Here is a 14,075-nt window from a genome sequence, read left to right as displayed (position 1 = left end):
ACTTAGTTAAACGCGTGCCCCGAAATTAGGGTCATCGTTACGGGCATTGTCATCAGGCTTTTTATCGCCCTTAACTAAATCTTCGCGTGTAACACCAAGCCACATGGCCAATGCCGCAGCAACGAACACTGAAGAGTAAATACCAAACAAAATACCAATGGTTAGCGCTAAGGCAAAATAGAAGAGCGTAGGGCCACCAAAGATCAGCATCGCCAGAACCATCATCTCAGTACTGCCGTGAGTAATGACGGTACGACTAATAGTGCTGGTGATTGCGTTATCAATGATTTCACGGGTGTTCATCTTGCGGTATTTGCGGAAGTTTTCGCGGATACGGTCAAAGATCACCACAGATTCGTTTACTGAGTAGCCTAGAACTGCCAGAACTGCTGCTAATACTGATAGTGAGAACTCCCATTGGAAGAATGCGAAGAAACCCAGAATGATCACAATATCGTGCAAGTTCGCGATGATGCCTGCAACAGCAAATTTCCACTCAAAGCGGAAAGAGAGGTAGACCACGATGCCGATGATGACAAATAGCAAAGCCATCAGTCCATCCATTGCTAGCTCACGCCCAACCTGTGGACCAACAAATTCCACGCGCTGAAGCTTTACACCAGTTGCCGCTGGATCGAGAACCTGCATCACTGCCGTGCTTTGATCGGCTGAGGAAATGAGTTTGCCCTCAGCGTCCTTTTGTAAAGGTAAGCGAATCATCACATCGCGTGAGCTACCAAAGTTCTGAATCTGAGTATCGGCATAGCCGAGCTTCTCAACCTTGGTTCGAATTGAGTCTAGCGGAGCGGTCTGCGGATAGCTGACTTCCATCACCGTACCACCAGTAAATTCGATGGAGAGATGTAGACCGTTATGCCAGAGGAAAAAGACTGCTGCTAAAAAAGTAATTAAAGAAATCGCATTGAGCACCAGTGCATGGCGCATAAAGGGAATATCTTTTTTAATCCGGAAAAATTCCATGGCTTATTTCTCCTGTGGTCGCCAAACTTGGCCGATAGCGAGTTTTTGAATCTTCTTATGTCTGCCGTACCAGAGGTTAACAAGGCCACGTGAAAAGAAGACAGCCGAGAACATTGAAGTCAGAATACCTAAGCAGTGAACCACCGCGAAGCCTTTGATCGGACCTGATCCAAATGCCAACAATGCCAGACCAGCAATCAAAGTAGTTACGTTTGAGTCCAAGATAGTTGCCCAGGCTTTATCGAAACCAACAGCAATTGCCGTTTGTGGCGCCGCGCCATTGCGCAACTCTTCACGAATACGTTCGTTAATTAACACGTTGGAGTCAATCGCCATACCCAGGGCTAGGGCCATCGCTGCGATACCAGGCAAGGTGAGCGTAGCTTGCAACATGGATAGCACTGAGATGAGTAAGAGCAAGTTCACCGCCAAAGCCACAACAGAGAATGTGCCAAACAACAAGTAGTAGGCCATCATGAAAATCGCAATCGCAGTAAAGCCGATCAAGAGGGATTTGAAACCTTTTTCAATATTTTCTGCACCAAGGCTAGGTCCGATAGTACGTTCTTCAATGATTTCCATTGGAGCCGCTAAAGAGCCTGCACGCAAGAGGAGGGCTAAATCATTTGCGCTCTCGGTAGTCGGCTGACCAGTGATCTGGAACTTTGAGCCAAATTCGCTTTGAATGGTGGCAATAGTGAGTACTTCACCCTTGCCTTTTTCAAACAAGATCATGCCCATTGGCTTGCCAATATTCTCACGAGTCACTTCTTGCATGACTCGGCCACCAGCAGCATCTAAGGAGATGTTTACAGCAGGACGTTGGTTTTGATCAAAGCCGGCACTTGCATCAGTAATGCGATCACCACTGAAGATGACTGACTTTTTAAATACACCCAAACGATTTTCTCCAAAGCGGAATGTATCCATGCCTGGAGGAGGAGTTTCGCCTAGGCCAATGGTAGATACCAAAGGATCTGCCAAACGAGACTCCAGTGTTGCTGTGCGACCAATAATATCTTTCGCACGGGCCGTGTCTTGTACGCCAGGTAGCTGCACCACGATACGCTCAGCACCTTGTTGTTGTATCACTGGCTCTTTAACTGCTAATTCATTTACGCGCTTATTAAGGGTAATGATGTTTTGCTTAACGGCGTTATCTTGAATTTCTTTTAATGCGGCTGGCTTAAATTCACCAACTAACTTTGGCGAAAGGCCGGTAGGCTTTACTTGCCAGATGAGTTCTGGTTGAGCAGTCAGCAATACGGAACGAGCCACTTCGGCATCTGTTGTGCTGCCGAAATTAATAGAGATGAAATCAGCTCCGCGCTCAATGCCCTGATGACGAATGCTTTTGTCACGCAATTGACTGCGAATATCTGTTGCCAAAGAAGTAACCTTCTTCTGAACGGCGCCCTTCATGTCCACTTGCAAAAGGAAGTAGACGCCGCCACGTAAGTCAAGACCTAAGGGCATTGGTAATGCGTTGATCGCACTTAACCAGCCCGGCGTATTGGATAGAAGATTTAATGCAACTGTGTAATTGGGATCGTTCTGATCAATATTCAATTTTTGCTGCAATAGATCGCGTGCGCGCAATTGAATATCAGTATTGTTGAAGCGAACTTTGATTGAGCCTACATTGCCGGCGACTTCAAAGAAGATGCCAGTGTTATTAATGCTGGCATCTGTCAAAATCTTTTCTACACGAGCCTGAGTTGCCAAATCAACCTTGATGGTTGGTTTGGCAGACGAGACTTGAACCGCTGGGGCCTCACCATAGAAATTGGGTAATGAATATAGTCCGCCGATCAGTAATGCAATGGCGATAACTAGATATTTCCAGAGAGGGTAGCGATTCATATTGAGATACTTTTAGTAAGACGTATTAAGCAAATGTATTAAGCAGACTTCAGTGTGCCTTTTGGCAATACTGTAGTGATAGCGCCTTTTTGCATCTGCACTTCGGTGCCAGCAGAAATTTCAACGGTAACCACTTGATCTTTCAATGCTGTTACTTTGCCCATAATGCCGCCAACAGTAACCACTTCATCACCAACACCTAATGACTCAAGCATGGCTTTAGTTTCTTTTTGACGCTTCATTTGTGGGCGAATCATGATGAAATACAACACTGCAAACATCAGAACCAAAGGAAGGAAGCTCATCAAGCCACCAGAATCTGCGCCCGCTGCAGGAGCTTGGGCAAAAGCGTTACTAATCCACATACAAAACCTCCATTAATTACCAATTAAAAACTACTGAGTTTTTTGACCTACAAACCTCAGGTCGTAACCCGCAATTCTAAACTGTGTGGGGCTTCGGGGGTGATTTGCACGGGGTTTTGTCCCCCGTGGGGTTATTAGTCCTGTCCGGGCTCAACGCCACGTTGGCGATTACTATGAAATTCCTCGCGATAAGCGCTAAAACGGTCTTTGCTGAGCGCTTCCCGCACCTCTGTCATGAGTTGGAGGTAATAGGACAGGTTGTGGATAGTGTTGAGTTGGGACCCGAGGATCTCATTGGCCTTTTGGAGGTGATTTAGATAGGATCTGGTGAAATTTTGGCAGGTATAGCAGGCGCAGGTAGGGTCAACAGGGCGATCATCGTCTTTGTACCCAGAATTACGTAGCTTCAGGTCGCCAAAGCGGGTAAAGAGCCAGCCATTGCGGGCGTTGCGGGTGGGCATTACACAGTCAAACATATCGATGCCAAGGCTAACGCCCAAAATGAGGTCTTCTGGGGTACCCACACCCATCAGGTAATGGGGCATGTGTTCTGGTAATTTTGGGGCGGTGAAATTCAGGATGCGCTCAAACTCTGGTTTAGGTTCGCCAACGGAGAGGCCGCCAATAGCAATACCATCAAAACCTTGTTGGCTTACGGCATCCAAAGAAAATTCACGGAGATTCTCAAACATACCACCTTGAACGATGCCAAAGAGTCCGTTACCAGTATTCAGTTCACGAAACCGTTTGAGTGAGCGATCACCCCACCGCAAGGACATCTCCAATGAGGCGCGAGCTGTTTTTTCAGAAGTGGGTTGACCTTTGATTTCGTATGGAGTGCATTCATCAAATTGCATAGCGATATCGCTATTGAGCACTGCCTGAATTTCCATCGATACTTCTGGCGACATAAATAATTTATCGCCATTAATCGGTGAGGCAAAGGTCACGCCTTCTTCAGATATCTTACGAAGTGCTCCTAAGCTAAATACCTGAAAGCCGCCTGAGTCGGTGAGGATGGGTTTGTCCCAGCCCATAAAGCGATGCAAGCCACCATGTTTTTTAATCACATCCAATCCGGGTCTTAACCAGAGATGGAAGGTGTTACCTAAAATAATTTGCGCCTTGGCTTCATTGAGGTCGCGTGGCGTCATGGCTTTGACGGTGCCATAGGTGCCCACTGGCATGAAGATCGGTGTTTGCACACTGCCGTGCGGGAGATCAAGCTGCCCAAGGCGGGCCGGACTTTGTGAGTCGCGTGCCAGGATATTGAAGTGAACAGGTTTGGTCATAACTTTGTTTTCTCGAGTCGGCAAAGAAACATCGCATCTCCATAGCTGAAGAAACGATACTTCTGATGAATGGCATGTTGATAAGCAGCGCGAATGTTATCCATTCCTGCAAATGCGCTTACCAACATTAATAAAGTAGATTTTGGCAGATGAAAGTTTGTTAACAAGCAATCTACCGTTTTAAATTGATAGCCTGGTGTAATAAAGAGATTGGTCTCGCCGCTGTTATCCCCGCTGGCCGCCTGGCTCTCAAGGGCCCGAAGGCTCGTAGTACCGACTGCAATCACTCTGCCGCCATTTTTCTTGGTAGCTTCTATTGCTCGTAAAGTATCACTGGGGATAGAGAACCACTCGTAGTGCATCTTATGTTTTGTAAGATCTTCTTCACGCACCGGAGTAAATGTTCCAGCACCGACATGCAGGGTGACGGCTGCTTGATTCACGCCCAACTCTTTTAGCTTTTGCAAAATGACTTCATCAAAATGTAAGCCTGCTGTTGGAGCGGCGACTGCCCCTGGATTTTTGGCAACTACTGTTTGATATCGCTGAGCATCTTCACCATCGGGTTGATGTTCAATGTATGGGGGAAGAGGTAGCTCGCCAAACCTCTCCAGCAATGAAAAGACATTGTCAGGAAACCGAACCTCGTAAAAACGTCCGTCATATCCAATCATCTCGACAGGGAAGGTTTCACCAGCCTGATTGTGGATATAAACAATGGTCCCAGTTTTTGGCACTTTAGATGCTCTGATTTGTACCCAGGCCTGCTTTTCGCCACTAATGCGCTCAATAAGTAGCTCTACATTCCCGCCAGTCTCTTTTTTGCCGTGGAGTCGCGCTGGAATAACCTTGGTGTCGTTAAAGACTAATAAGTCACCAGGCTGAACAATACTCAGAATGTCCTTAAACTGTCGGTCTACCAGTTGGGCGTGATTTGGCCCATCAGCCTTGACCTCCAAGAGGCGGCTATCGGTTCTATTCGCCAAGGGATGTTGGGCGATTAGTTCGGCAGGAAGTTCGTAATTGAAGTCGGAAAGTTGCATAGCATTACCATCAGGTATTAGATTTTAACGATGACTACTAAACAAGCGCCAAGCACACTCCAAAAGATGGGTTTAGACAGCCCTATGGCCCTTGCTTTGCACTTGCCATCCCGTTATGAGGATGAGACTGAGCTACTCACCATCGAAGAAGCTATTGTCCAGGGGAGATTTAACTCAGCCCAGACCCAGGGAGTGGTGATCCGCAACCAGGTCTTGTTCAGACCTAGAAGACAGATGCTCGTCACCATTGAGGATGAGACTGAAACCTTAAATCTGCGTTTTCTCAATTTCTATCCAAGTCAGCAAAAGCAGATGGCGGTGGGGGCTCATATTCGGGTACGCGGTGAGGTACGCGAGGGTTTCCAAGGCTCAGAAATGGTTCACCCCACAGTGCGAGCCGTAGCCCCAGATGCCCCATTGCCTGCCAGTTTGACCCCTGTATATCCGGCAAGTGTCGGTGTATCACAAACGATTATTCGTAAAGCCGTAAAGCAAGCTTTGTGCGATCCAAGTCTGCAAGACAGTTTGGCCGAGTTCCTGCCTAAAAAACTGATGGCAGAGTTATTGCCAAGTAATGACTGGCCAAACTTGCAAGCAGCGATTACCTACTTACATCAACCACCTGCAGATGCTAATACTCAGTCATTACTGGAGCGCACTCACCCTGCGTGGCGTCGAGTGCAATTTGAGGAGCTCCTTGCACAGCAAATCTCGTTAAAGAGAGCGCATGCGATTCGTCGAGAGCGACATGCGCCAAGCTTTGAAAAAATACAGGATGCGAGTAAATACATCAGTAAAAAGGAAAGTTTTGAAGAGGGTTTGCTGAAGGTTTTGCCCTTTAAATTAACAAATGCACAAGAACGTGTTTGGTCTGAAATCAGTAAAGATCTCACTCAATCCTTCCCCATGAATCGCCTCCTGCAGGGAGACGTGGGTAGTGGCAAGACTGTAGTGGCTGCCCTGGCTGCAGCGCGGGTAATGGATCATGGGTATCAAGCCGCCATCATGGCCCCCACGGAGATATTGGCCGAGCAGCACTATCTCAAAATGAAGGAATGGTTTGAGCCTTTGGGGGTAAAAATCGCTTGGTTATCAGGAAGTCTGAAAGCTAAAGACAAAAGATTGGCGCAAGAGGTGATTGAGAATGGCAAAGCGCAACTGATTATTGGTACGCATGCCCTCATTCAGGAGAGCGTAAGCTTTGCCAAGTTGGGTTTAGCAGTGATTGACGAGCAACATCGATTCGGCGTTAGACAGCGATTAGAAATTCAGCAACGTGTTGGCTCGGAATTATTTTACTGTCATCAGTTGATGATGTCTGCCACTCCTATTCCTCGTACTTTAGCAATGACCTATTACGCGGACTTAGATGTTTCGGTTATTGACGAGTTACCCCCAGGTCGAAAACCGATTGCCACTAAAGTCATTAAAGCTAGTCGCCGCGATGAAGTAATCGGCGGTCTACAAAGTTGGCTATCAAAAGGATTGCAAGCCTATTGGGTTTGTCCTCTTATTGAAGAGTCTGAGGTGCTGCAATTGCAAACAGCCGTTGAGAGCTTTGAACAACTTACACAGGCTTTGCCTGACTTTAAGGTTGGCTTGGTACACGGCAGACTAAAGGCCGAAGAAAAAGCAGCTGTCATGGCTGCCTTTAAAGCAAATGAAATTCAGCTTTTGGTAGCCACTACAGTGATTGAAGTTGGTGTCGATGTACCTAATGCAGCGCTTATGGTCATTGAGCACGCTGAGCGTTTTGGTTATGCTCAGATTCATCAATTGCGGGGGCGCGTAGGCAGAGGCTCTGTAGATTCGGTTTGCATTTTGATGTATGCCGAACCTCTTTCGATGGCCGCTAAGGAGCGTTTGCAAACCTTGCGTGAAACATCAGATGGATTTGTGATTGCTGAGAGGGATTTGTCTCTTCGCGGCCCTGGTGAATTGCTTGGCGCAAAACAATCGGGCGATGCCATGCTGCGTTTTGTCGATTTGCAACGCGATACTTGGTTAATTGAGCTGGCTCAGCAGGCAGCCGAACGTTTACTTGCTGAACATGCGGATTTAGTAGAGCGTCATTTAGAGCGTTGGCTTGGATCTCGTGCAGAATTTCTAAAGGCTTGATAATTACCCCATGAATTTTAGAGAGCGGTTCATTTCTTATGCCTATCTTATTAGGCTGGACAAGCCTATCGGGACTCTGTTGCTCTTATGGCCTACGCTTTGGGCACTTTGGTTGGCAAGTAGTGGGGTGCCTAATTTATCTATTTTGCTGATCTTTATCATTGGCACTTTTTTAATGCGCAGCGCAGGTTGTGCAATCAACGACTACGCTGATCGTGACTTTGATCGCCATGTCAAGCGGACTCAAGGCCGCCCTGTAACAAGTGGAAAGATTTCTGGCAAAGAGGCTATAGCAGTGGCTGGCTCATTAGCTTTTATTGCTTTTCTGCTGATTCAGCCCTTGAATATATTTACAAAGCAACTATCAGTACTTGCTTTACTGGTTGCCTTTATCTATCCCTTCACTAAGCGCTTCTTTGCTATGCCCCAAGCCATCCTAGGAATTGCCTTTGGCTTTGGTATTCCCATGGCATATGCGGCGATTTTGGATTTCATTCCCCTAGAGGCCTGGATCCTATTTGTTGGAAATATCTTTTGGGCAATTGCCTATGACACTGCCTATGCCATGGTCGATCGTGATGATGACTTGCGCTTAGGCTTGAGAACATCTGCTATTACTTTTGGTAAGTACGATGTCATGGCAATTGCCATGAGCTATGGAGTGCTATTTATTAGTCAATTGTGGGTGGCGCAGCTGGCTAGCTTAAGCAATTACTTCTTATTGGGTTGGTTTGCTGCGCTCGCTTGTGCCGTCTATCACTTAAAACTGGTATCAACTCGCAATGGAGATGATTGCTTTAAGGCATTCCGCCATAACAACTGGCTAGGCGGATTTTTATTTCTAGGGATTGTGTTGGGGCTAAGCCTTAATTAGCCCTGACCTAGCTCATCACCCATGGCTTTGCCACGTTGACTTGCCGCATCAATCGCTTTTTCTAGAATCTCATTCCAGCCCTGCTGCTTCATGACATCCAAAGCTGCTGCAGTAGTACCGCCCTTAGAGGTGACTCTCTCACGCAATACACCCGCATGTTCATCGGAGTTATGGGCTAACTGTGTAGCACCCTCAAGAGTGGCGTAAGCCAACTTGCGAGCTGTTTCTGTATCAAGACCTAGCTTCTCGCCAGCAGACTGCATTGCCTCAAGAAACGCAAATACATAGGCGGGGCCGCTGCCAGAAACAGCCGTCACTGCATCCATCAACTTCTCTTCTTTTACCCAAACTGCTTGCCCTACAGCATTACAAATCGTTTCTGCTAGTGAGCGGTCAGATTGATCTACAGCAGCATCCGCAAAGAGGCCGGTAATACCTTTACCAATTAAGGCGGGAGTATTGGGCATAGCACGAACACAACGCGTGTGATCAAGCCAGCGACTCATATCTTTTAAGCGAATGCCAGCTGCAATGCTGAGAATCAGGGGGCCGGGTGCACTGGCATGCTTAAGTTTTGCAGCCAATCCCTTGGCAACTACATTGAAATCTTGGGGCTTGATTGCCATAACAAGCACATTATTTTTTGAGAAATCAAAAGCGACTTGCTCTAATGCGCCAATTCCTTGCACACCAAAATCTTCGTGTAACTTGAGTGCGGTCGCGGCATTGGCTTCTACAACAGAAATTTGATTGGACTCAAATCCACTTGCAAGGAGGCCGCTAATAAGGGCGCGCCCCATATTGCCGCCACCGATAAAGGTAATGTGGGCGTTACTATTATTTTGTGGGGTTTTGTTTGTGCTCATTTGCTAATCTTATCGCGCTTCCCAAAAATGGCCGTACCTACGCGAACTATCGAGCTACCTTCAGCAATAGCAGCCTCTAAATCATCTGACATGCCCATCGATAGAGTGTCAAAGAATTGGTATCCCAGTTCAACGGCATGGGCGGTTTGGATCTTCAAAAAGCAATCTCGTACGGCTGCAAAAGCCTTGCGCTGCTGGGCTGGATCAGAACTGGGTTCTGGAATAGCCATGAGACCTCTAAGAACTAAGTTTGGCAAAGCGGTAATGGCGTTGCACAGCCCTTCGACTTCTGACAAAGAAACGCCGCTTTTACTGTCTTCATCGCTTACATTGACCTGCGCGCAAACCATCAATGGCGGTAAATCTGGAAACTCACCTCTTTGGGTGGATAAGCGTTCTGCAATTTTGAGGCGGTCCACACTATGAACCCAATCAAAATGCTGTGCTACCTCTCTGGTTTTATTGCTCTGTAAGGGGCCAATGAAATGCCAGGTTAACCAAGGGCGTAATTTGGCAAGCTTCTCAATTTTTTCAACGGCCTCTTGTACATAGTTTTCACCAAAGGCAGATTGACCAGCATGCATCGCCTCCTCAACTGCCGAAGCCGGAAACGTTTTACTTACCGCAAGGAGTTCAATTTCTTCGGGCTCTCGCTTTGCTGCCAGAGCGGCAAGCTCAATTCTTGCCCTGACTTGCATCAGATTTGCAACAATCGAATTCATGAGGCCTTAGAGGATTTGCTAAGCAACTGATCTACCATTTCGATCCAATGGACTACTGGTGTGTCATCTTGTTGCAGATGGGCAATACAACCAATATTTCCAGAAACAATCACTTCTGCTCCAGATTCTTCGCATGCGGCATTGAGGTGAGTTAGCTTATTTTTGCGGAGTTGCTCAGATAGTTCTGGTTGAGTAACTGAATAGGTACCAGCGGATCCGCAGCAAAGATGGCTATCAGCACATAAACGCACACCAATGCCAATACCAGAAAGCAGCCCCTCAACCTTGCCGCGAATTTGCTGACCATGTTGAAGAGTGCACGGCGGGTGATACACCACGCCAGGCTTTGTATCACTACCTACCAGTTGCACCAACTCATCTTGTAAGGAAGGCAGTATTTCAGAAATATCTTTTGTTAGCTCAGAAATCTTTTTCGCTTTGGCTGCGTAGGCTGGATCATTTGCAAAGAGATGGCCATAGTCTTTGACCATCACGCCACAACCTGAGGCTGTCATCACAATGGCTTCTACACCACTGTCAATTAATGGCCACCATGCATCAATATTTTGCTTGGCATTATCTAATCCACCAGCTTGATCATTGAGGTGATAGCGAAGCGCGCCACAGCAAGTGGCATTGGGTGCGCTAATGAGTTGGATCTTTAGTGCATTGAGTACACGCGCTGTTGCTGAATTGATGTTCGGAAGCATGCCGGGTTGAACGCAACCCTCAAGCAAAACCATTTTGCGCTGATGTGATGCTGTGGGTCTCGCATAGGCATCGGTGGAATTAGCTAGCGCTTTATTAACAGTTAATGGAATCTTGCGTTGAATACCACTAGGCATTAATGGTCGAACCAGGCGGCCTAAAGCCATCGCCGAATTAAATAAAGCGGGTTTTGTTAAGCCTTCTTTGAGGGCCCAACGAGTAAGGCGTTGGGCGATTGGTCGCTCAGGCGTATTTTCTTCGGCCCACTTACGACCAATATCAACTAAGTTGCCGTATTGCACGCCACTAGGACAGGTGCTCTCACAATTGCGACAGGTTAGGCAGCGGTCTAAATGTAAGCGAGTTTTTTCAGTAGGCGCTTGACCTTCAGCCATTTGTTTGATGAGATAGATTCGTCCACGGGGACCATCTAATTCATCACCAAGAAGTTGATAGGTGGGGCAGGTAGCGGTACAAAAGCCGCAGTGAACACATTTGCCTAGAATGCGAGCAGCTTCGATACCTTCCGGTGTGTTGGCAAATTGGGGGGCGAGTTGAGTTTGCATATAGAGACTTATGGAAGACGTTTAGTGGCGAATACACCTGCGGGATCAAAGGCTGATCTCAGGCGCTCTTGCACTGCCTCAAGGGCTTTGGAATGCGCTTGCTCTGATAGCAAAGTAAAGCGCTGATAGGTAGGATCTACATCTGCACCTTGTCTGAAACGAGTTGCATGTCCTCCATGAGCGCTAGCTAACGCTTTGATCATCTTGAAATGAGCTTCATCACTAGGTGCTTTAACCCAGCGCTGTTGCCCATGCCACTCCAAAATAATTTCTTCGTCAGCGCCATCAATGTTGATTGGCCCACACGCTGCGGGCAGCGCTAAGCGATAAAGCGTTTGATTAGCGCCTAGATTGATAAATGTAGAAAGTTTTTGCTCACGCAATTCATTCCAGAAATTTTCTGCAATTTCACTATTAAGCTCTGTGGCATTTACCAAAGAACTCATGAGCGGAATGGCGGCTTTCACTGCTGCTGCGGCACCTGCAAGGCGGAAAGTTAATTCTCCATCACCACCTTTAGATGAGCCGATCCAGCAGCTTGCTGATAAAGGGAGTGGCTGACCGGCCCACTCGTTTAATACTCTAAGAGCATTCGCTTGGGAGATCTGGCAACGTAAGGTTGCAGTTGCGGCAGGCTTTGGTAATACCTTAACTGAGGCTTCTAGTAAAAGTGCCAGTGTTCCTAAAGAACCGGGCAATAAACGGGAGACATCATATCCAGCGACGTTCTTCATGACCTTTCCGCCAAAGGAAAGATCTTGACCTTTACCATCAAGGATACGAGCGCCCAATACAAAGTCGCGGAAATTACCAACAGTAATTCGTCCTGGACCAGCTAGCCCCGCAGCAATGGCACCACCAAAGGTTGCATTCTCGCCAAAATGAGGCGGTTCAAAAGCGAGAGCCTGATTTTTTTCTTTGAGGGCCGCTTCAATTTCTTTTAGGGGGGTGCCAGCGCAAGCAGTGATGACTAGCTCTTCTGGTTGGTACTCCAATATGCCTGAGTAGGAGCGAGTATCTAGCTTGGTATAGCTATTCGGATTTCCATACCAGGATTTAGTGCCACCACCTTCAATTGAGAGCGGAGTTTTATTCTTCGCTGCATTCAGAATTTGCTCGCGGAATGCATCGATTTTTGGATGGGAGAGGCTCATTAGAAGCGCTCCAATTCTGGATGAGGCAATTGGCCGCCGCTGATGCGCATACGACCATATTCTGCGCAGCGACTCAAAGTTGGGATGGCTTTATCTGGGTTGAGTAATTTTTCTGGATCAAAAGCGCTCTTCACGCCCCAGAAAGATTCGCGCTCACCTTCACCAAACTGTACACACATGGAATTAATTTTTTCGATACCAACACCATGTTCACCAGTGATGGTGCCGCCGAGTTCTACGCAGGCTTCTAAAATTTCGGTTCCGAATTCTTCTGCACGGTGCCATTCATCTTGATCGGCGCCATTAAATAAAATTAATGGATGCATATTGCCATCGCCTGCATGAAAGACGTTTAAACAACCAAGGCCATATTTTTTTTCCATTCCCTGAATACGCTTCAGTAGTGTGGCAATGTGCCGGCGGGGTATGGTTCCATCCATGCAGTAGTAATCGGCAGCTAAACGACCTGCTGCTGGAAAAGCGTTCTTACGTCCGCTCCAAAACTTTAAGCGTTCACTTTCATCCTTGGAGATTTGAATGCCGCTTGCACCAGAATCCTCAAGCACCTTAGTCATGCGTTCAATTTCTTCGGCAACCTCTTCCGGTGTACCGTCAGATTCACAAAGCAAAATGGCTTCCGCATCCAAGTCATAGCCGGCATGTACAAATTCTTCTACAGCACGAGTGGTTGCTTTATCCATCATTTCTAAACCAGCGGGAATAATGCCGGCAGCAATGATGGCAGCAACGGCGTTGCCACCTTTTTCAATATCATCAAAGCTAGCCATGATCACACGAGCCAATTTTGGCTTGGCGACTAATTTCACGGTTACCTCGGTAACCACGGCGAGCATACCTTCACTACCCATCATGATCGCCAGTAAGTCGAGTCCAGGCGCATCTGGTGCTAAGCCACCAAATTCAACGATCTCACCGTTCATGAGTAATCCGCGAACACGCAGAACATTATGTAATGTCAAACCATATTTAAGGCAATGCACGCCACCTGAGTTTTCGTTGACGTTGCCGCCAATGGAGCAGGCAATTTGTGAAGAGGGGTCGGGCGCGTAATACAAACCAAGGTGGGCAACAGCTTCAGAGATAGCAAGATTACGCACGCCAGGTTGAACGACTGCAGTGCGGGTAAACGGATCAATGCTGATAATTTTCTTGAGCTTAGCCAACGACAGGACCAACCCTTGAGAAAGGGGCATCGCACCACCAGAAAGACCCGTGCCTGACCCACGCGGCACCACAGGAATCTGCATGGCATAGCAAATCCTCAAAATTTGAGCAACTTGCTCTTCTGTTTCAGGCAAAGCTACCGCCAAAGGCATACGCCTATAGGCCGCTAAACCATCACATTCATAGGGAATGGTGTCTTCCGGCTCCCATAGCAGGGCGTGTTCCGGCAGGATGGGGCGCAATGCCTTTACCAATTTGGACTGTAGGGCGCTAATAGCGGCTAAATCAGGGGGCGGGGTCACCATATTCATAAGAATCATTTTAGCCATTTACCTATA

The 14,075-nt window shown here is 47.4% G+C and carries 12 protein-coding genes; 2 read left to right on the top strand and 10 right to left on the bottom strand.

The genetic code is table 11. From position 1 onward, the window contains the following. Positions 1 to 6 precede the first annotated feature (6 nt). From secF to queA, 5 genes are all read right to left on the bottom strand, one after another. Positions 7 to 981 carry a protein translocase subunit SecF gene (gene secF, locus ICN20_RS02765; protein ID WP_216238004.1) on the bottom strand — a complete coding sequence of 325 codons (975 nt, stop codon included), beginning with the start codon at positions 979 to 981 and terminating at the stop codon, positions 7 to 9. A gap of 3 nt (positions 982 to 984) precedes the next feature. Further along, positions 985 to 2,844, bottom strand: coding sequence for a protein translocase subunit SecD (gene secD, locus ICN20_RS02760; RefSeq protein WP_216238003.1), 1,860 nt, complete (start codon positions 2,842 to 2,844; stop codon positions 985 to 987). A gap of 38 nt (positions 2,845 to 2,882) precedes the next feature. Beyond that, positions 2,883 to 3,209 (bottom strand): preprotein translocase subunit YajC, encoded by a 327-nt coding sequence (gene yajC, locus ICN20_RS02755; RefSeq protein ID WP_216238002.1) that lies wholly within the window; start codon positions 3,207 to 3,209, stop codon positions 2,883 to 2,885. 134 nt (positions 3,210 to 3,343) lie between these two features. Then, positions 3,344 to 4,501: a tRNA guanosine(34) transglycosylase Tgt gene (tgt, locus tag ICN20_RS02750; protein ID WP_072582910.1), complete on the bottom strand. Its 1,158-nt coding sequence runs from the start codon at positions 4,499 to 4,501 to the stop codon at positions 3,344 to 3,346. Continuing rightward, complete coding sequence (gene queA / locus ICN20_RS02745) at positions 4,498 to 5,544, bottom strand: tRNA preQ1(34) S-adenosylmethionine ribosyltransferase-isomerase QueA (protein WP_216238001.1); 1,047 nt, start codon at positions 5,542 to 5,544, stop codon at positions 4,498 to 4,500. Before queA ends, tgt begins: the two co-directional genes overlap by 4 nt. A 30-nt stretch (positions 5,545 to 5,574) precedes the next feature. Here queA and recG point away from each other — a divergent pair, with 30 nt between their 5' ends. Both recG and ubiA read left to right on the top strand, forming a co-directional pair. Beyond that, positions 5,575 to 7,662, top strand: a complete 2,088-nt coding sequence (recG, locus tag ICN20_RS02740) for an ATP-dependent DNA helicase RecG (protein ID WP_216238000.1) — start codon at positions 5,575 to 5,577, stop codon at positions 7,660 to 7,662. A gap of 10 nt (positions 7,663 to 7,672) precedes the next feature. Continuing rightward, entirely contained in the window at positions 7,673 to 8,536 is an 864-nt protein-coding gene (ubiA, locus tag ICN20_RS02735) for a 4-hydroxybenzoate octaprenyltransferase (protein ID WP_216237999.1), read from the top strand. Here ubiA and proC read toward each other — a convergent pair. The 5 genes from proC to ICN20_RS02710 are packed head-to-tail and all read right to left on the bottom strand — an operon-like array spanning position 8,533 to position 14,042. After that, positions 8,533 to 9,402, bottom strand: a complete 870-nt coding sequence (proC, locus tag ICN20_RS02730) for a pyrroline-5-carboxylate reductase (protein WP_216237998.1) — start codon at positions 9,400 to 9,402, stop codon at positions 8,533 to 8,535. The two genes, ubiA and proC, sit on opposite strands and share 4 nt — an antisense overlap. Further along, positions 9,399 to 10,124: a YggS family pyridoxal phosphate-dependent enzyme gene (locus ICN20_RS02725; protein ID WP_216237997.1), complete on the bottom strand. Its 726-nt coding sequence runs from the start codon at positions 10,122 to 10,124 to the stop codon at positions 9,399 to 9,401. Before ICN20_RS02725 ends, proC begins: the two co-directional genes overlap by 4 nt. Continuing rightward, a complete protein-coding gene (glcF, locus tag ICN20_RS02720) occupies positions 10,121 to 11,398 on the bottom strand; it encodes a glycolate oxidase subunit GlcF (RefSeq protein ID WP_216237996.1) in 1,278 nt (425 codons plus the stop codon). The genes ICN20_RS02725 and glcF overlap by 4 nt, the downstream gene beginning before the upstream one ends. 8 nt (positions 11,399 to 11,406) lie before the next feature. After that, on the bottom strand, positions 11,407 to 12,552 hold the full coding sequence (glcE, locus tag ICN20_RS02715) for a glycolate oxidase subunit GlcE (protein WP_216237995.1): 1,146 nt from the start codon (positions 12,550 to 12,552) through the stop codon (positions 11,407 to 11,409). Continuing rightward, complete coding sequence (locus ICN20_RS02710) at positions 12,552 to 14,042, bottom strand: FAD-linked oxidase C-terminal domain-containing protein (protein WP_216240170.1); 1,491 nt, start codon at positions 14,040 to 14,042, stop codon at positions 12,552 to 12,554. Before ICN20_RS02710 ends, glcE begins: the two co-directional genes overlap by 1 nt. Between the last annotated feature and the right edge of the window lie 33 nt (positions 14,043 to 14,075).

This window comes from Polynucleobacter sp. JS-Polo-80-F4 (genome assembly GCF_018881965.1).
Classification (GTDB): domain Bacteria; phylum Pseudomonadota; class Gammaproteobacteria; order Burkholderiales; family Burkholderiaceae; genus Polynucleobacter.
Note: the sequence above shows the minus strand (reverse complement) of the source record. Positions and strands in the feature narration are given on the sequence as shown.